Origin of the sequence: Microcoleus sp. AT8-A3, assembly GCF_036705675.1 — a bacterium.
GTDB lineage: Bacteria > Cyanobacteriota > Cyanobacteriia > Cyanobacteriales > Microcoleaceae > Microcoleus.
Window position 1 is genome coordinate 26,962 of record NZ_JAUBVD010000037.1, and the last position, 17,081, is coordinate 44,042.

Below are 17,081 nucleotides of genomic sequence, written 5' to 3' on the forward strand. Positions count from 1 at the left end.
GCTATGACTGGTCTTCTTCGCGAGTGATGAACTTGGTTTTAATTGGTAATTTGAAAGATGCCAAACGCATTGCTTCGCGGGCAGTTTCTTCACTTACGCCGCCAATTTCAAACATTACCCGGCCCGGTTTGACCACGGCAACCCAAAACTCTGGTGAGCCTTTACCAGAACCCATCCGGGTTTCTGCTGCGCGCTGGGTGACTGGTTTGTCGGGAAAAATGCGAATCCAGATTTTGCCACCCCGACGGATATAGCGGGTCATGGCGCGCCGTCCGGCTTCTATTTGGCGGGAAGTGATCCAGGCGGGTTCGACGGCTTGGAGCGCGAAGTCGCCAAAGCTAACTGTGTTGCCGCGGGTGGCAACACCGCTCATTCGCCCGCGCTGTTGTTTGCGGAATTTGGTTCTTTTAGGGCTTAACATGGCGAAAGGGAGTTGGGTAATTGGTAATTGGTAATTGGTAATTGGTGATTGCTAATTGCTAATTGGTTTGGAACAACTGACAATTAACAAGTGACAACTAACAGTTAACAATTAGCTAGCCTTCGTTCGATCGATCTTCAAAGTTCTGGCGGCGGCGCTTTTGTTTGGTACGGGGCACTGCGGCATTTGGTGCTGCCTCTTGTTCCTGTCCGGGAATAATTTCACCTTTGAAAACCCAAACTTTAATGCCCAGAATACCGTAGATGGTTTGAGCAGTGCAGTAAGAGTAGTCGATGTCGGCCCGCAGCGTGTGCAAGGGGACTCTTCCTTCGCGCGTCCATTCGGTACGGGCAATTTCTGCACCGTTGAGGCGTCCGCTGACTTGAATTTTGATGCCTTGGATGCCGACTTTTTGGGCGCGGGTGATTGCTTGGCGGACTACTCGGCGGAAGGATACGCGCCGTTCTAGTTGCTGAGCGATGTATTCTGCGATCAATGTGGCATCGGCATCTACTCGCTGAACTTCGACGACGTTGATGCGGATTTGGCGGTTGCTACCGAGTTGCTGCTGCAAACCGACGCGCAAGGTTTCGATGCCTGCTCCGCCGCGGCCTACGACAACGCCTGGTCTGGCTGTGAACACTTCTAGGTCGATTTGATCGGCTTTCCGCTCAATTTTGACCGATGAAATACCGGCATTGCTGAGGGTTTTACGAACGTACTTGCGAATTTTATAGTCTTCTTGCAAGAGTTCTGGATAGTTTTTGGGATCGGCAAACCAGCGAGAGCGGTGCTCTTGGGTAATGCCGAGGCGAAAACCAATTGGATGTATTTTTTGGCCCATAATAGTTGATGAGTTAATTGGTAATTGGTAATTGGTAATTGGTAATTGGTAATTGGTGATTACCCATTTTTTTCAACTTTAAGCTGTTTATTACCTCTTACGTTTTTCCCTGGTTTAGTTTTCTACGAGCGGAGCTACTACTACGGTAATGTGACAGGTTGGCTTGCGGATTTGGTAGGCGCGACCTTGAGCGCGGGGTCTAAAGCGTTTGAGGACTGGGCCTTGGTCTGCGTAAGCTTGAGACACTACTAGCTTGGATTTATCCAATCCTGCGTTGTGTTCGGCGTTTGCTACTGCCGATCGCAAAACTTTGACGATTGGTTCGCAGGCGCGGTAGGGCATGAATTCGAGTAAAATCAGCGCTTCTTGGTAGCTTTTGCCGCGAATTTGGTCGAGGACTCGGCGCACTTTGAAGGGGGATGTCCGGATGTAACGGGCGATCGCCTTAATTTCGGATGTGGTATCTATAACCATTTCGATTTGGGTAATTGGTAATTGGTAATTGGGAAAAAGGTAATTGGTAATTGGGAAAAAGTTTGTCCGATTACCTATTACCTGTCACCTAATTCGGCTATCTTTTTGCCTTTTTATCACCACTTTTCGCGTGACCTCTAAAGGTGCGAGTGGGGGAAAATTCTCCGAGTTTGTGACCTACCATTTGGTCGGTGAGGTAGACGGGTACGTGCTGTCTGCCGTTGTGAACGGCGATCGTGTGACCTACCATTTGGGGCAGGATTGTGGAAGAGCGCGACCAAGTTTTAATTACTTGTTTTTGGCCGGCGGCGTTGAGTTTTTCGATTTTTGTCATCAGATGATCTGCGACAAAGGGGCCTTTTTTTAGCGATCGAGACATGATTTTTTTAGTAATTCAGGAGTCATTAGTCAGCTTTCAGCAGTCATTGGTCATCAGTCCTCAGTCATTAGTTAGCAGTTAATAACTAAGCACTGAAGACTGCTGACTGATGACTAGCTTTGTCTGCCGCCCTTGCCGCGTTTGGAAGCTTTGCGGCGGCGCCGGACTATTAAAGCGTCGCTGCGCTTGTTTTTGCGTCGAGTTTTTGCACCCAATGCTGGTTTACCCCAAGGAGTGACAGGCCCCGGACGTCCGATGGGAGCTCTGCCTTCGCCACCGCCGTGCGGGTGGTCTACCGGGTTCATGACGCTACCGCGAACGGTGGGTCTGCGACCTTTCCAGCGGGTGCGGCCTGCTTTGCCGAGGCTGATGTTTCTGGCGTCGGTGTTGCCGACTTGACCGATGGTGGCGTAGCAGTCGGCGCGGACTTTGCGCTGTTCGCCGGATGGCAGTTTGAGGGTGACGTAGCTACCTTCTTTTGCCATTAGCTGAGCGCTGGAGCCGGCGGAGCGAACGATTTGTCCGCCTTTTCCGGGTACTAGCTCGACGTTGTGGATGCTTGTACCGAGGGGAATGTTCTTCAGGGGGAGGGCGTTACCGATTTCGATCGGCGCGTCTGGGCCTGAGACAATTACTGTACCGACGTTTAAGTTGAGCGGGTGCAGGATGTACCGTTTTTCGCCGTCTTTGTAGAACAGGAGGGCGATGCGGGCGTTGCGATTGGGGTCATATTCGATCGCCTTGACGGTAGCGGGAATGCTGTGTTTGTCGCGGCGGAAGTCAATGTCTCTATACAGCCGTTTGTGACCGCCTCCCCGGTGGCGACAGGTGATGACGCCTCGGTTGTTGCGGCCTTGTTTGGTGTGCTTGTTGCTGGTTAGAGACTTTTCTGGCTCTGATCTGGTAATTTCAGCAAAGTCCGAGACGGTTTGTTCTCGGGTGCTGGAGGTATAAGGTCGGTAAGAACGGATGCCCATAATCGATCTATTTTAGATTTTGGATTTTGGATTTTGGATTTGACGTTTATCGATTTTAGATTTTAGGTTGAAGATTGGCGATATTTGGTTAACTTACGAGTTTTCTGGTTCGAGAATTTCCACCAGTTAACCGCAATTTAAAATCTAAAATCTAAAATCTAAAATCCAAAATCGTCTAGACTTCTGGGAATAGGAGTTTGCGGATCGAGTCTCCGTCGGTCAGAGTTACGGTTGCTCGCTTGTAACAAGGTTTAAAGCCGACGAATTTGCCAACTCGACGCTTTTTGCGCGGCGGGTTTTGGGTGTTGACGCCGATGACTTTGACCTTAAATAGTTCTTCGATTGCAGCTTTGATTTGAGGCTTCGTCGCTTTGGGAGCTACGTCGAATGTGAATTGATTTAATTCCATCATTCGGGTAGCTTTCTCGGTGAGAATCGGACGCTGGATCAAATCTGCGTAGTCGCGGGGGTCGATTTTACTCACCGTAAATCTCCTGAATTTTAGCTATGGCTGTAGATGTGACGATAATTTTGTCAGCCGCGAGAACGTCGTAAACATTCAGGGAGGTTGCCAAGATGACGTTTACTAATTCGATGTTGCGTCCGGATAAGTAGACGTTTGGTTGCGGTTCTGGCAAGATTAACAGAACTTTTGTATCGGGTTCGATGCCCCAGCGGGCGATCGCACTCAGCAATTCTTTGCTTTTCGGTCTCGGAAATTGCTCTGCAAATTCTTCAACCACAATGATGTCTTCGGTGCGACTTTGGAATGCTGTCCGCAAAGCGAGACGGCGTTCCTTTTTGTTCATTTTGACTTCAAAGTCTCTCGGTTTTGGCCCGAAGATGACACCGCCGCCCCGCCACAGCGGAGAACGGATAGAACCTGCTCTGGCTCGACCCGTGCCTTTTTGACGCCAGGGTTTGCGGCCACCGCCTCTGACTTCCGATCGAGTTTTGGTGCAAGCATTTCCTTGACGGGCATTATTTAGTTGCCTCGTCAATGCTCTGTGAACGATGTGAGACGCATTTTCTTCTTTGGCTACGCGCAGTTCTAAAGTTGTTTCTCCAACTTCTTCGCCTTGCCAATTTCGCACTACACAATTAACCATATCTTTTGTCCTTTGTCTGTTGTTAGTTGTCTGTTGTTAGTTGTCTGTTGTCTGTTGTCTGTCGTCTGTTGTCTGTTTTCAGGTCTTAGTTTTGGGTTCTTAGTTTTCAGCTTTTAGTTCTTAGTTATTGCTTGCTACTAACGACCAACCACTATCTACTGACTGCTGACTACTGACTAATGACTACTGACTAACGTCCTACTTTTTTCTCAGGCACAACATTGACTAAGGCGCCAGCTTTGCCGGGAACTGCTCCCTTAATTAGCAGCAAATTCTGCTCTGTATCCACCCGGACAATTGTTAGTTTGCGGACGGTGACTTGAACGTTGCCCATACGTCCTGCCATTCTTTTCCCAGGATAAACGCGACCGGGAGTAGTTCCAGGTCCGATCGATCCAGGCTCGCGGTGGTTCTTGGAACCGTGAGACATGGGGCCTCGTTTAAAGTTGTGGCGCTTTTGAAAACCTGCAAAACCTTTACCGATGCTTGTACCGATGACATCTACTATTTGTCCCGGTGTAAAGGTATCTGCTTTTAGTTGTTGACCTAATTCAAAGGAACTGGTGTCTTCCAAGCGGTATTCCTGCAAGTGGCGCAATGGATTCGCCCCCGACTTGGCAAGGTGTCCTAGTTCTGGCTTGTTGAGAGCCTTTGGTTTGACTTCGTTGTATCCAACTTGAACGGCACCGTAGCCGTCAGTTTGTTTGGTTTTGATTTGAGTTACTGTACAAGGCCCTGCTTGTATGACGGTGACGGGGATGGCTCTCCCTTGGTCGTCAAACACTTGAGTCATGCCTAGTTTAGTGCCAAGAATGCCTACAGACACGGATTTTCTTCCTTTTATTTACGCAAGAGGTTTCGGATTGCGAAATTTACGTCAATCCGCTTGCTCTTGTGCAGAAACATTTATTTCAGTGTTCCTGCAATTAACTGTTATCAACCAACAGCCTTCCTCGGTGTTTAAAATTTGAGTTTTAAATTTGGGAGCGAGCTTGTGGAAGTCTTGCAAGGGTTGAGATTCGCGGCTTTTTACCGGCTTTATCTCCGAGTTTTGTCTCGGTCTTGCTTGTTTGCGCCAGGACTTGAGCAGCAAACCACTCAGTATCCTTTACGGCGACAATTCACAATAGTACATGAAGTGTTTGCCGTTTGTCAAGGCCGCGATGAGAATTTTTCGCCTCAACTTTAGGATTTATAATATTTCCAGCTCGCAAGCAGCGATCGACCAAATTTTGATACAGCAGGAAACACAATTTATGGGACTGATTACGACAGGATCTGATCTGATTCGGGATTTGGAAAAGTCGGGGTCGCTGGCCCTGTACGTTCCTTTAGAAGGAGGATTTGAGGGGCGCTACCTCCGCAGGCTGAGGGCTGCGGGCTACGGTGCGTACACGATTTCGGCGCGGGGTTTGGGTGATTTGGCGATGTATTTAACGGGGGTTCACGGCGTGCGGCCACCGCATTTGGGCAAGAAAACTACTGGCAATGAAGGGGCTGTGGGTTATACGTACTACGTGCCGCCGATGTTGAAAACTCAATTAGACAATTTGCCACCTAAAGCAAAAGGACTGGTGCTGTGGATTATTGAAGGGCAGATTTTGTCGAGTCAGGAGATTGAGTATTTGACTGTTTTGCCGACGTTAGAACCGCGAGTTAAAATAGCAGTTGAGATGGGGGGCGATCGAGCTTTTAGCTGGAAGCCACTTAAAGATGCTTTAGTTGCAGCTTAAATTCCGGTATTTGCGATCGCAAATCAACTAAAAAACGCAGCGAGCAACTAAAGCTCAACAGCTTCTGCTCGCTGGTTTTGATATTTTTGGAACTTAATTAACAGGAAAAATCTTATGCTTCAGAACCGCGATTATACCATCATTATTGACAAAAGCGGCAGTATGTACACAAAAGACCAGATGGGCGGTAAAAGTCGGTGGGCGCTCATGCAAGAATCGACGATCGCATTGGCGAATAAATGCGAAGAACTCGATCCTGATGGCATAACAGTTTATGTGTTTTCCGGTCGCTTCAAGCGCTACGACAACGTAACATCAGCTAAAGTCGTGCAAATTTTCCAAGAAAACGAACCTTCGGGAACTACGAATTTAGCGGCTGTTCTGCAAGACGCCTTGAACAGTTATTTTCAGCGCAAAGCATCCGGTAAGACTAAGCAAAATGGGGAAACAATATTAGTAGTGACGGACGGCGAACCGGACGATCGCAAAGAAGTGATGAAAACGATTATAGAGGCTTCCCGGAAGCTCGATCGAGATGAAGAGTTGGCGATTTCTTTCATTCAAGTAGGAAATGCGCCGGAAGCTACTAAGTTTCTCAAAATATTGGATGACGAACTGCAAAGCGCCGGGGCTAAATTTGATATCGTTGATACTGTCACGATGGATGATATTGAAGGAATGACCCTGACAGAGGTATTGCTGAATGCAATAACTGATTGAGGAGGCGGGCGAAGTTCACGCGATTATATTTGGGCTAGTTAGCCCAGCAGCATTTTTTAGGGGGTTTAAGTTATGGAATCTATCGAACGCCTGTTAGGTGAACTTAAGGCAGAGTATCAAGCATCTCAAAAAAATGCTGAGTTGAAAACTCAGGCGCCGGTGCAAGCACAAGCGCCGGCAAATCCAACATTTAAAACATCAGATATAAATTTGTATGCTAGTCCTTTGGACAAGGATTTAGCTCAAATTAAGGCTGAGTACGAAGCGCAAAATAAAGCTCAAGAAGTGGCTTCACAGCAACCGCTTAAGGCTGAGCACGAAGCACAAAATCAAGCTCAGGAAGTAGCTTCACTGGAACCGCAGCCAGCAGAAAAAGTCGCGGTGCCGCAGTTGGAGGTACAAACGCACAGACAGAAAGTTAGGCAAGCTCAGGTTTGGCTGAAAAAGTTGGATAAGAATTCCGATGAGGGATATTGGTTCGATCAGTTTGCTTTTAAGTATTCTTCGAGGATAGATGCGGCGATCGACTATTTGCAAGTGGTGAATGAGTTTGATTGATTGAACTACACCGTATTCATAATTTGTCAGGCCGTTTTTTGGTTAATTGCCATCTCTATTTGTTGTAAAGACACGGCAGTGCTGTGTCTTTGCAAAGGGTAAAATAAATATCATATCCTGTCTGATCGAGCGATTAAAAGGGCGGGTTTTTGAGATTGTCAATTATTGGCAGATATTTTTGGTGAACCCGCCCCTACCGTATTAGGGACCGGAAATAATATCCTGTGTATCACACGGGATTTAGGATACGGCACTGCCGTATCCCTACAAATTGCCAGCAAATAAATATCATTTATAGGGACACAGCACAGTTATTTCCTGTGGCTGCGACAACCACGGGAAGGATTGATCCTATACTAATTTTTTGGCAACAGATGTAGGATGCAACAAAAACAAAGCCGCCTTTTTTGCTGTATCTTCAGATAGCTGAATTTGTTTTAACTCAACAATACCTTCACTGATAAAAGTATCTCTCAAAGCAGCTTTTTCTCCGCTGTTAAAACTCGTTTCGTAAAACACTTCTCTAATGCCCGCCGCAATGACTAATTTCAAACAATAGATGCAGGGTTCTAAAGTGACGTAAATACTTGCCCCAGCAGTAGATATACCGTGTTTAGCAGCTTTGGCGATCGCATTTGCTTCCGCGTGAACCGCCCTTGAGGGCAAAGTTTTACTGGCGTCGCAACTACTCAAACCGGGATAGCAGAAGCCTTGAGTAGTACAGTGTGCCGAACCAGACGGCGAACCGTTGTAACCCGTTGCTAAAACTTGCCTGTTTTTAGTTATCACTGCGCCTACAGGAAAAGCCAAACAAGTCGATCGAGTAGCGGCCAATTTTGCTAACATTAAGAAGTATTCGTCCCAATTCGGTCTTTCTTCTTCTAGATTCATTTTCTATCCTGAATGTATTGGTTGCTGGTTTTCAGACACTCGGCCGCCTTTTGCAATTCTATTCCCAAATAACCAATATGCTCGCCTTTGATAGCCGGGGAAGCTGCACAAATTTCTCGCACTAACTTGAGAGGGTTTTTTCCAGAATAACAGGTGACAACTTCGCCACTGCCGGGGGTGGTTTGCGTGACAACTATTTGATTGTCGGCTACTTCAACTAAAAAATTGCCTGCTGCATCGAAAAAGTCTCGATCTTCGCAGATTTTAGCATATTGGGTTTGAATTAGTCGATCGGCATTTTCAAAGGTATCGTCATACAAGTGAGCCGATTGACTCAGCGTTACCAACGGGCCCATCGTCAAATTATAATCGGAACGCCTCGCAATTTCATCTCGAATGTGCTGCTGCAAAGCCCGCAAACCCATGGCATTAGCCGGCCAAGCCGCAAACATATCGTTACTGCGGAGAGTTGCGGTTAGCGATATTTCACCGTCTACAACTCGCACCCAAATGTGATTTAAACAAGGGCTGCCGCTGTGCTGGTGGTCTGAGGAACCGTCAGCCCTTCTGTTAACATTTCCGCCTGCATCCCACAGACTAATTACAGCACTTGCCGCGTCAATTTCCTTAATTAGTTTGGTAATAACTTCTTCAATTTGATCTCGTCCAAACCACGACCGCATCCGCTGTGCGTAGGTATATTTAATGCCTTCGTTATACGGGGCATCTTCCAGCATTTGCGGTTTGTACTGTTCGAGGAAATCGCGGTCGATTGGTAAGTAATTCGGTTCGGGAAAATAGAACTCCGCAGGTTCATCTGTAATCACTGCCATTAAGTCGATTAATTCTTGCCACTGTCCGTCGTAACCAGTCGGCCGCAAGGTGCCGGTGGTCTTAATTCGGTGAATGATTTTTACCCATGTTTCGGCGATAGTTTTGCCTTCGATTCTGTGTCCGTATTTCTGGCCGGGGAGTACGGTGGGGACGATTTCGACTAGCGGAAAAGTTACGGGTTCTCCCCAGGGTTCAACAGATTCTTTTTCAGAAAAACACTTGACAAAAGTCACTGTTTCTGCTATGTTTTTTGCTTCTTTCCATTCTATTGAATGACGCAATAGTTCTAAGGCTTCTGCTGCTATTTCAATATCAATGTAGCCAAATATTGAAGATTTAATTAGCCAGCAATCTCTACCTGTATCGCTTTTGCCTGCTTCAAAGCCGTTACGAAAAAAGTCGATTAGGCACGCTGCGGCACCGGAGTTGCGGTCTTCTTTGGTAGCGTTGAGAATTACTAAAAAGCGGACGTGGGGATTGCACAGCAAGTTTCTAATTAAGAAGTTGATGCCGCGAGTAGGAGAGTATAGTTGTCCGATGACAGCAAATTCATTGGGTTGTAATTTTTTGCCGTTAGCGCTGCCCTTGGAAAGGATCGCACTTTTTACTGTCCAGCCGCTGACAATGGCTGTTTGCCCCGTTCCGCAAATTAATTGATTTGGTTTGTATAGGGGTTTGTACTCAAATTTATTGACGAGATTTGTGGCTGTCATGGCTTACCGTTTTTTGCACCGCGTACTACTATATCAATACTGCAGAATCTTTGATAATTTTGTTTGAACAAATTCCTCAAGCCAACAATTCACTCACAGCTACGCTAAAACCTGCAAGCACACTTTGAGTGTTAACAACTTCATCGGCATTAAACAACCGCCAGCGTTGCCCTGCATTGACAAATATTAATCTAGCTTCAGGAAACAGCAACCAAACTTCTAAACATCCCGATTCCAAATATTCCTGAGCTTTGGCAAATAACTCTTCGCCACTATCTTCGGGAGAAGCAACTTCCGCTATCAAAGGAAAACTTTGGGAAAAGGCTGTAAAATTGCCTGATTGTGGCAGCAGTTCAGGAGTAATGTAAGCAACATCGGGACGGCGACCCTGTTTGCTAGTGCGGCAAAGGACTTCTGTAACAACTTCTCCTCCCTGTCCGCTGGAATGTTTGTAATTTCTCCAGGATGTAGATAATTTAGCTTGAGCGAGACCGTGCTTGAATGTCATTCCTGTTTTCTCAACTAAGTTGCCGTCAACCCATTCCATTCTATCAGGAGGCTTGACTAAAAACTTTTCGAGAGATATGACTTTTTTAGTCTCAGATTGTGGCGGAATTTCTGCTACATTTTCTAATTTTTGCGGTAGTTCTTGGTCTGAGTTTTGGTCGCCACTGTTTGGTATAATTATAGTAGCTGTCATGCTATAAACATCTCTTTAACGATTATAATTTTACAAGCGATCGCTCTCGATCGCATTCGATGACATGATTGAACTTGGTAGATTTTGTCTTTTCAACTTAGCCCGACAATTTATATATCATAGCAATTCAGAAAGGTGACTTTCATGATTCTCTCAAACCGTTTTTCTGAAGCCCTCACCTATGGGGCCGAATTGCACGCTACCCAAGTTCGCAAAGGTTCCGGCGTTCCCTACATTGCCCATTTGTTGGGCACTGCTAGTATAGCTTTAGAATATGGGGCAAATGAAGATGAGGCGATCGCAGCTTTGCTTCACTCCGGCGATCGAAGATCGAGGCGGCCCCACCACCCGCGAAGCCATCCGCCGCCGCTTTGGGGATACCGTCAATCGATTTTAGATTTTAGATTTTAGATTTTAGATTGAAGAATTGACTTGCGCGAGATAAATACGTTCGGCAAGTTTCATCAGATACAGGTTTTTTATTTCTGGACGGATGAATCACGTGGCGGGTATCCTGGATGCTTTCGGTAACAGCGATTGTAGACGGCTGTACCGACAGTGACGAGACGCCGAAACCCCCTTGGGGACAGCGAAAACAAGCTTATATCGATCGCATTTCTACAGCTTCTGCCTCAGTCAGATTAGTCTCGGCTGCTGATAAACTTTATAATGCTCGATCGATCCTGAAAGATTCCCGTCAATTAGGAGATACTGTTTGGGAACGCTTCAAAGGCGGCAAAGAGGGTTCTCTCTGGTATTATCGTTCTTTAGTAGAAGCATTCCGCAAAGCTGAGTTAACGCCTATAGTGGAAGAATTAGACCGCACAGTTTTAGAATTAGAACAGTTTTCTGAAAGCTGAAGACTGAAGGTAAAAAGCACTAATTATCAATTACCAATTACAGTCAAAAAATGGCAAATGTTCGCTTAGAAAATATTACCCGACGCTACCAAAACGTCACCGCGATCGAAAACATCAGCTTCAAAATCCCGGACGGGGAATTTTGGGTATTAGTCGGGCCCTCCGGCTGCGGAAAATCCACAATTATGCGGACAATTGCAGGTTTAGAAACCGCCACTTCCGGTAATCTTTACATCGGAGATAATTTAGTTAACAACATTCCGGCGAGACAGCGGGATGTAGCAATGGTGTTTCAAAATTACGCGCTTTATCCGCACATGACTGTCGCAGAAAACTTGGCATTTGGATTGCGGATGCGGAATGTTGACCCGACTAAAATTCAAGAACGAGTCGAAACAGTAGCCCGATCGCTCTCGATCGACCACCTCCTCAAGCGTAAGCCCAAACAGCTATCAGGCGGACAGCAGCAGCGGGTAGCACTGGGAAGGGCGATCGCCCGCGAACCGAAAGTATTTCTTTTAGATGAACCGCTTTCTAACCTCGACGCTCAACTGCGAGACGACACTAGAGCAGAACTCAAACAACTGCATCAACGGCTGGGAATTACCACAATTTACGTCACCCACGACCAAGTGGAAGCGATGACTTTAGCTGATAAGATTGTAGTCTTAAATGGGGGAAAAATTCAACAAATTGGAGACCCGCAAAGCATTTACGCCAAACCAGCTAACCGCATGGTTGCGACATTTTTAGGCAATCCCGCCATGAACATTTTGCCGGCAATTTATACTAACGACTCCTTTCAAGTAGGAGATCAATCTTTAGCCTGTCCGCCCTCGATTCAGAAAAAATTGCAGGCGAGAGAAGGACAAGGATTTGATTTGGGCATCCGTCCAGAAAATATAGAAATCTTTAGGCCACAAACAGTAGAAGAAGATGATTTGAAAAGCGATGTTTGGGCCTTAGAAAAAGTCCCCCTCGATCTAGAGGTAAAAGTAGTTGAACCTCTGGGGCGAGAAACTTTAATTCGGGCGAGTTTGCCGTTGTTGAGTGCTGAAACTACTGTACAGTTACAAATACCTGCAAGTGTTCGCTTGCGATCGGGCGATCGGCTAAAGGTACAGCTTGACTTCGATCGACTATTTATATTTGACCCTTCCACCGGTGAAGCGCTGTATCCTTAACGGGCTTGAACATGACTTACGCACGGGTAATCAGCCACCGGGGTTTTTTTAGTCGCCGTGCCTAAGTCCTCTTCAATCTAAAATCTAAAATCTAAAATCTAAAATAGACTGAGCCTTCCAGTGGGAAAGTCTCGATTCGTAGTTACAAAAATTTACACTTGACATTTATTAATTTACGCAGTAATGATACGATTAGTATTGGCACAACGGTAAAACCTCCCCCCAAAAGTTGATATTTCCTGAATCGGGGCGATCGCGACCCACAACGCCAGCATCTTCGCGCTAAAAAGCGGCTTTGCGCCCCGACTTGGGAGCAACTAGCGAACCAAAAACTCAGAAAAACGTTCTAGCGGCATTTTTAGATGAATCCCGACAACCTGCCTCAAATGCTGCAAACAGGATTTCACCTAACTTTAGGTGCAACTTCCTTTTTAATTGAGACATTGCAAGATCCCTTGAAGCGAGAAGAAAATCTGGACAAACTGAAGTCAGATTTTGGTCAGCTAGCCGATGATCTGCTGGAAAAAGGAGAAATGACTGAGCGAGAAGCCCGGAATTTTGTAGATACTATTTTCTCTCAACCGGGCGATCGGGAGAATGCAGACAGTGAATCTGTCTCGCCCAAGCAATCAGATGCAGCGAATGATGCTCCTCCCGAGTCGGTTGTACAGTCTAACGTAAAGCTAGAGATTCAAGAATTAACTGCACACATGGCAGCGCTAAGGGCCGAGTTGGAAAATTTGCGCGCCGAAAATTCCCAGTATTAAAGAATCAAGAGTCTTTAACACAGCCGGAGTTTACTTGCCAACTTAATTTAACAGAACCAAACTTTAGTCATTGTCCCATTTTTCAGAACCGATCAGGTCGGCGATGCGATCGCGCAGCAAGAAGTCGCATTTTTCTAATTCGCACTCTACACAAGCCCATTCCCGAGGCGGAATGAATTGGCAAAGCGTGTAGATCGGCTGTTGGCGGCTCAGCACGCCCTCGTGGACAAGGTGACGCGCTTCATCTTGGATCACATCTAAAGAGTATTGGATTTGGGGAATAGTGGAGTGAATCATAATGCGCCCTCAATGTTTTACTAAAAAATTTTATGGCCCTGGTAATAATATAGTCCAAACTTAGGAATATGGAAGTTAAATTTTGTCCGTATACAGCTATACAATTCACTGCCGTCCATTTAAAAAAATTATAGGAACGATCGGTAAGTGATGGGATCAGTCTTGGGATTTTCAGACGCAGCACATTTTCCTCAGTAGCAAGCGGATCTGCTGGAAAGCTCTATTGAGAACTTAGGAACCCGCCTCCAATTCCCGGTTTCTGGATACTTCGCCACCAAAGGCAGAATTTCTCGCGAGAAACCGGGTTGATAAATTTAACTCCTCACGCAGCAAGCAGCAAAGGAAAGATTCAGAATTCCCGCAAGCAACTCAATCATTACCAGTGGCGTCAATGCCGAATAGCACTTCTAGAACGAGAGATTGCGCTGTGGGCATCTGGCCAAAACAAAATACATAAGGAAGACTCGGAGGCAAGTGTGGCAAAAATTGCTCTAAAACGTAGGGACTGCCGTAAATTAACACAGCTTGCAGTTCTCCCGTTTTTAATAATTTCTTAAACCAATCTTGAGCTGCTTGGGTCAAACCAGCACTGCCTCGGAAGCAATTGCCGCGAATGAAAATTTGCAGCAGTGTCGGAGAAAAATGCTCTGCACCTGTATTTTCAGCGATCGCCCCTGTGCGATCGTCAATCAGTTGCAATTCGTAACCAAACTGTTCGGGAAGGGCGATCGCCGGAGTGTGGTTGCCCAAAAACTCGCACCCCAAAACATCATCTACAACAATCAAATTCCGCAAAAGCTGGTTTTCTGCGGGTTTTGCAACCTGCAAAGGTAGATTGCCGCCAAATTTCAAAGAATCTCGCAAAATATCGGCAGCAGTTGCCCTGGCATCAGGAGTTGCCAGCCAACTTAAGTCGATCGACTCGATCGAGTCGATCGATTGTAGATTCTTGCTCCCCCCCTTAGCAAGGGGGGGTTGGGGGGGGTCAGAAATCGGCAAACCCACCTTTATTTTCGCTTTCCAAATTCGCTTGACAGATTCCTGGATTTGTGATATGGGAATCCGCCCTTGAGTGACAGCTTCGCAGACAGCCAGAATCGCCCCTTCCGGGTCAAGCGGCATCAGCAAAACATCAGCACCAGCCTCAGCAGCCAAAACAGCAGCTTCATTAGCGCCGTACTTATTGGCGATCGCACCCATCACCAAAGCATCCGTCACAATCAAACCTTCAAATCCCAACTCTTCTCGCAGCTTCCCGATCAAAATTTTGCGAGAAAGAGTAGCAGGAAACTCGGCATCCCAAGCCGGAATCAGCAAGTGAGCACTCATCACAGCATCGACCCCAGCAGCCATCGCCTCAACAAAAGAAGGCAACTCAACCTCAGTCAATCTCGCTGGCGAATGCGGCAAAACCGGCAATTCCAAGTGAGAATCAACCGCGGTGTCCCCGTGGCCGGGAAAATGCTTAGCTGTAGTCAAAACCGGGTGCGGGCCTGCGCCGCGAATAAAAGCAGCGGCTAATTTCCCGACAATTTCCGGTGTCTCGCCAAAAGCGCGGACGTTAATCACAGGATTGTCGGGATTGTTGTTAACATCAACCACTGGTGCGAGAATCCAATTGAGACCGATCGCCCTAGCTTCGATCGCAGTGACAGCGCCCATTTGTTCAGCATATCGATCGGCTTTACCTGCATCCTGCCGGGCCACTTCAGCAATCGCCATCGGCGGCCCGAACCAAGTCGCCCCCGCGAACCGCTGGCCGACACCTTCTTCAATATCAGCCGCCAGCAACAGCGGAAACTTAGCCCAAGACTGCAATTGGTGCGATCGAACTGCCAACTCCGCAGCACTTCCCCCGACCAAAATCACCCCACCGACGCCCAAATTTTCCAGATAATAGCGGAGTTTGCTGGCAGTTGGTTCCCATTCCCGATAGCGAATTTGGTGGTCGAACAAGCAGCCAGAAGCGCGCACCACGAACATCTGGGCGACCAGTTCGGGCAAGGAAAGATTGTCAATCATTCGATTTTAGATTTTAGATTTTAGATTTTAGATTTTAGATTTGGGAATCGGGAATTGGGAATCGGGAATCGGCAAAACAGGGAATTGAGAATTTTCCCTATCTCCTTCTCTTCCCCTCTTCCTTCTTCCTTCTCGCTTCAATCGGGACTTTCATCCTCAGCGAATTCTTCATCGGGATCTAAAGTATCCGGTTTGCGATCGGCAGAAAGCTGATTCAGCAGTATCAACATTTTATCGCCCCGTTCCAAAGAACGGTCTTCCAGAAAAATCACTTCCGGCGTCCGGCGCAGTTGCAATCGTTGGCCCAACTGGTTGCGGACGTAGCTAGTAGCAGATTTCAAACCTTCCATAGTTTCAGCCTTCGCCTCATCAGTACCGTAGATGCTGACAAAAATTTTTGTATGCTGAAGGTCTCCCGAAACAATTACATCGGTAACGCTAACCATACCGGCACCTACCCGATCGTCCTTGATTCCATTCAGCAACATCAGGCTGACTTCCCGTTTAACCATTGAAGCTACACGCTCAATGCGACGACTTGTAGCCATAGCACCTACTCCTCTACTTTCCTAATCAGCCGTTTTTATCCCGATTGACAATTGTAGCGCGATCGGTCAGGGGTTTTACGGGCGATCGTCCAAGTTAGGGGTGAGATACAGCTTAGAGGAAAAAAAATGTTTGATTGCCTATAGGTGAATATATAGCAGCTAATATAGAGAGGTAGAGTGAGAGACAGCTTAGAGGAAAAAAAATGTTTGATTGGATTGTCAAAACCGTAGCCGATGCTTCAGGGGTAACTAACCAGCTAAAGATAGCTGAATGGGCAAGATTGAACAGGACTAACCCTTTCGATCTGGGAGCCAAAAACTACCAACGATGTATTCATGACTTAGGGTTAGGCGGAAAATATTATGAACTTGAATATAACGAAGATGGAACCCTAAAATATCAATAATTTCGCCGTAATTCCCTTGATTACACTTCATAATTATCCATTCTATTATCATCCCTAATCAATCAATCAAACAGAAACATTTTTTGTTAAAATTACTTTATCGCCGCGTTTTTTTAGGGAATAAAACTCATGGAAAAAGAATTTACAATCGGTCAAAAAGTCCGAGTTGTGGCGATGCCACCTTACGTCAAAACAGCCGAACCGATGCCGATGCTGCGGCCAGCGAATTTAATTGCGATCGGCGCTGAAGGCGTTGTGATCGATCGGCGTCCCGGCAATTATTGGGGCATTCGCTTTGAAAAAGGTGCTTTTCTGTTAGACAGTCAGTACATTGAAGCGGCAGAAACAATTGTAGAAGGTAATGGGTAATGGAGAAGGGGGAATGGGGAAAATTAATCTGATAGAGCAATCCTCGCATCATTTGTGAATTTCTTACGGACTCCCAGGGGGTTCGGGGAGGGTTGGGATGGGGTAAACAAATCACGAGTCCTGCAAGGATTGCTATAAAATCCGTTAGTATCAGAATTATTCATCTCTCTCTTCTCTTCCTCTGCGCCCTCTGCGGTCTCTGCGGTTAAATCATTCCGAGCCCTTTTCCTTGTTCCCTCAACATCCCTCCCTTAAATCCGTTAAATCTCATTGC

General features: G+C 46.6%; 23 protein-coding genes. 9 read left to right on the forward strand and 14 right to left on the reverse strand.

Annotated elements, in window-relative coordinates:
- Position 1: 1 nt before the first annotated feature.
- The 8 genes from rplP to rplC form a co-directional block, all read right to left on the reverse strand.
- The gene (rplP, locus tag QUB51_RS20155; RefSeq protein WP_333057788.1) at positions 2 to 421 is read right to left on the reverse strand and encodes a 50S ribosomal protein L16; all 420 of its coding nucleotides are present in this window, start codon (positions 419 to 421) and stop codon (positions 2 to 4) included.
- Between the two features lie 115 nt (positions 422 to 536).
- A complete protein-coding gene (gene rpsC / locus QUB51_RS20160; RefSeq protein WP_006634995.1) occupies positions 537 to 1,265 on the reverse strand; it encodes a 30S ribosomal protein S3 in 729 nt (242 codons plus the stop codon).
- 114 nt (positions 1,266 to 1,379) lie between these two features.
- A complete protein-coding gene (gene rplV, locus QUB51_RS20165; protein WP_006634996.1) occupies positions 1,380 to 1,739 on the reverse strand; it encodes a 50S ribosomal protein L22 in 360 nt (119 codons plus the stop codon).
- A 97-nt stretch (positions 1,740 to 1,836) separates the two neighbouring features.
- Positions 1,837 to 2,118 (reverse strand): 30S ribosomal protein S19, encoded by a 282-nt coding sequence (rpsS, locus tag QUB51_RS20170; RefSeq protein WP_041623488.1) that lies wholly within the window; start codon positions 2,116 to 2,118, stop codon positions 1,837 to 1,839.
- A 113-nt stretch (positions 2,119 to 2,231) separates the two neighbouring features.
- Positions 2,232 to 3,095: a 50S ribosomal protein L2 gene (rplB, locus tag QUB51_RS20175; protein ID WP_333057787.1), complete on the reverse strand. Its 864-nt coding sequence runs from the start codon at positions 3,093 to 3,095 to the stop codon at positions 2,232 to 2,234.
- Positions 3,096 to 3,270: 175 nt separating this feature from the next.
- Positions 3,271 to 3,579, reverse strand: a complete 309-nt coding sequence (locus QUB51_RS20180) for a 50S ribosomal protein L23 (RefSeq protein WP_006634999.1) — start codon at positions 3,577 to 3,579, stop codon at positions 3,271 to 3,273.
- Positions 3,572 to 4,204 (reverse strand): 50S ribosomal protein L4, encoded by a 633-nt coding sequence (rplD, locus tag QUB51_RS20185; RefSeq protein WP_190657994.1) that lies wholly within the window; start codon positions 4,202 to 4,204, stop codon positions 3,572 to 3,574. Before rplD ends, QUB51_RS20180 begins: the two co-directional genes overlap by 8 nt.
- Positions 4,205 to 4,394: 190 nt before the next feature.
- Entirely contained in the window at positions 4,395 to 5,030 is a 636-nt protein-coding gene (gene rplC / locus QUB51_RS20190; protein WP_190657996.1) for a 50S ribosomal protein L3, read from the reverse strand.
- Between the two features lie 430 nt (positions 5,031 to 5,460).
- Here rplC and QUB51_RS20195 point away from each other — a divergent pair, with 430 nt between their 5' ends.
- The 3 genes from QUB51_RS20195 (at position 5,461) to QUB51_RS20205 (ending at position 7,215) form a co-directional block, all read left to right on the forward strand.
- The gene (locus QUB51_RS20195) at positions 5,461 to 5,937 is read left to right on the forward strand and encodes an NAD(P)H-quinone oxidoreductase subunit N (protein WP_332978150.1); all 477 of its coding nucleotides are present in this window, start codon (positions 5,461 to 5,463) and stop codon (positions 5,935 to 5,937) included.
- A gap of 114 nt (positions 5,938 to 6,051) precedes the next feature.
- Positions 6,052 to 6,657, forward strand: a complete 606-nt coding sequence (locus QUB51_RS20200; protein WP_333057785.1) for a VWA domain-containing protein — start codon at positions 6,052 to 6,054, stop codon at positions 6,655 to 6,657.
- A gap of 72 nt (positions 6,658 to 6,729) precedes the next feature.
- Entirely contained in the window at positions 6,730 to 7,215 is a 486-nt protein-coding gene (locus QUB51_RS20205; protein WP_333057784.1) for a salt stress protein, Slr1339 family, read from the forward strand.
- A 351-nt stretch (positions 7,216 to 7,566) separates the two neighbouring features.
- Here QUB51_RS20205 and QUB51_RS20210 read toward each other — a convergent pair whose 3' ends face one another.
- The 3 genes from QUB51_RS20210 to QUB51_RS20220 all read right to left on the reverse strand — a co-directional run bounded on the left by QUB51_RS20210 (position 7,567) and on the right by QUB51_RS20220 (position 10,353).
- Positions 7,567 to 8,106 carry a dCMP deaminase family protein gene (locus tag QUB51_RS20210; protein WP_333057783.1) on the reverse strand — a complete coding sequence of 180 codons (540 nt, stop codon included), beginning with the start codon at positions 8,104 to 8,106 and terminating at the stop codon, positions 7,567 to 7,569.
- A complete protein-coding gene (locus QUB51_RS20215) occupies positions 8,103 to 9,653 on the reverse strand; it encodes a thymidylate synthase (protein ID WP_333057782.1) in 1,551 nt (516 codons plus the stop codon). Before QUB51_RS20215 ends, QUB51_RS20210 begins: the two co-directional genes overlap by 4 nt.
- Before the next feature lie 76 nt (positions 9,654 to 9,729).
- Positions 9,730 to 10,353: a Uma2 family endonuclease gene (locus QUB51_RS20220; protein ID WP_333057781.1), complete on the reverse strand. Its 624-nt coding sequence runs from the start codon at positions 10,351 to 10,353 to the stop codon at positions 9,730 to 9,732.
- A 144-nt stretch (positions 10,354 to 10,497) separates the two neighbouring features.
- On the opposite strand from QUB51_RS20220, the gene QUB51_RS20225 reads away from it, so the two are divergent.
- From QUB51_RS20225 to QUB51_RS20240, 4 genes are all read left to right on the forward strand, one after another.
- On the forward strand, positions 10,498 to 10,764 hold the full coding sequence (locus QUB51_RS20225) for an HD domain-containing protein (protein WP_445299451.1): 267 nt from the start codon (positions 10,498 to 10,500) through the stop codon (positions 10,762 to 10,764).
- Positions 10,765 to 10,871: 107 nt separating this feature from the next.
- Positions 10,872 to 11,213, forward strand: a complete 342-nt coding sequence (locus QUB51_RS20230) for a hypothetical protein (RefSeq protein ID WP_445299452.1) — start codon at positions 10,872 to 10,874, stop codon at positions 11,211 to 11,213.
- Between the two features lie 50 nt (positions 11,214 to 11,263).
- Positions 11,264 to 12,397, forward strand: a complete 1,134-nt coding sequence (locus QUB51_RS20235) for an ABC transporter ATP-binding protein (protein ID WP_333209331.1) — start codon at positions 11,264 to 11,266, stop codon at positions 12,395 to 12,397.
- A gap of 362 nt (positions 12,398 to 12,759) precedes the next feature.
- The gene (locus tag QUB51_RS20240; protein ID WP_333057779.1) at positions 12,760 to 13,164 is read left to right on the forward strand and encodes a hypothetical protein; all 405 of its coding nucleotides are present in this window, start codon (positions 12,760 to 12,762) and stop codon (positions 13,162 to 13,164) included.
- A 63-nt stretch (positions 13,165 to 13,227) separates the two neighbouring features.
- Here QUB51_RS20240 and QUB51_RS20245 read toward each other — a convergent pair whose 3' ends face one another.
- The 3 genes from QUB51_RS20245 to rbfA form a co-directional block, all read right to left on the reverse strand.
- The gene (locus QUB51_RS20245; RefSeq protein ID WP_333057778.1) at positions 13,228 to 13,461 is read right to left on the reverse strand and encodes a DUF4327 family protein; all 234 of its coding nucleotides are present in this window, start codon (positions 13,459 to 13,461) and stop codon (positions 13,228 to 13,230) included.
- 369 nt (positions 13,462 to 13,830) lie between these two features.
- Positions 13,831 to 15,483, reverse strand: a complete 1,653-nt coding sequence (locus tag QUB51_RS20250) for a glycoside hydrolase family 3 N-terminal domain-containing protein (protein ID WP_333057777.1) — start codon at positions 15,481 to 15,483, stop codon at positions 13,831 to 13,833.
- Positions 15,484 to 15,620: 137 nt separating this feature from the next.
- Positions 15,621 to 16,031: a 30S ribosome-binding factor RbfA gene (gene rbfA / locus QUB51_RS20255; protein WP_333057776.1), complete on the reverse strand. Its 411-nt coding sequence runs from the start codon at positions 16,029 to 16,031 to the stop codon at positions 15,621 to 15,623.
- A gap of 203 nt (positions 16,032 to 16,234) precedes the next feature.
- On the opposite strand from rbfA, the gene QUB51_RS20260 reads away from it, so the two are divergent.
- Together QUB51_RS20260 and sipA are read left to right on the forward strand one after the other, a co-directional pair.
- Complete coding sequence (locus QUB51_RS20260; RefSeq protein WP_333262980.1) at positions 16,235 to 16,438, forward strand: hypothetical protein; 204 nt, start codon at positions 16,235 to 16,237, stop codon at positions 16,436 to 16,438.
- A gap of 129 nt (positions 16,439 to 16,567) precedes the next feature.
- Positions 16,568 to 16,807 carry a regulatory protein SipA gene (sipA, locus tag QUB51_RS20265; RefSeq protein WP_333058291.1) on the forward strand — a complete coding sequence of 80 codons (240 nt, stop codon included), beginning with the start codon at positions 16,568 to 16,570 and terminating at the stop codon, positions 16,805 to 16,807.
- Positions 16,808 to 17,081 lie beyond the last annotated feature (274 nt).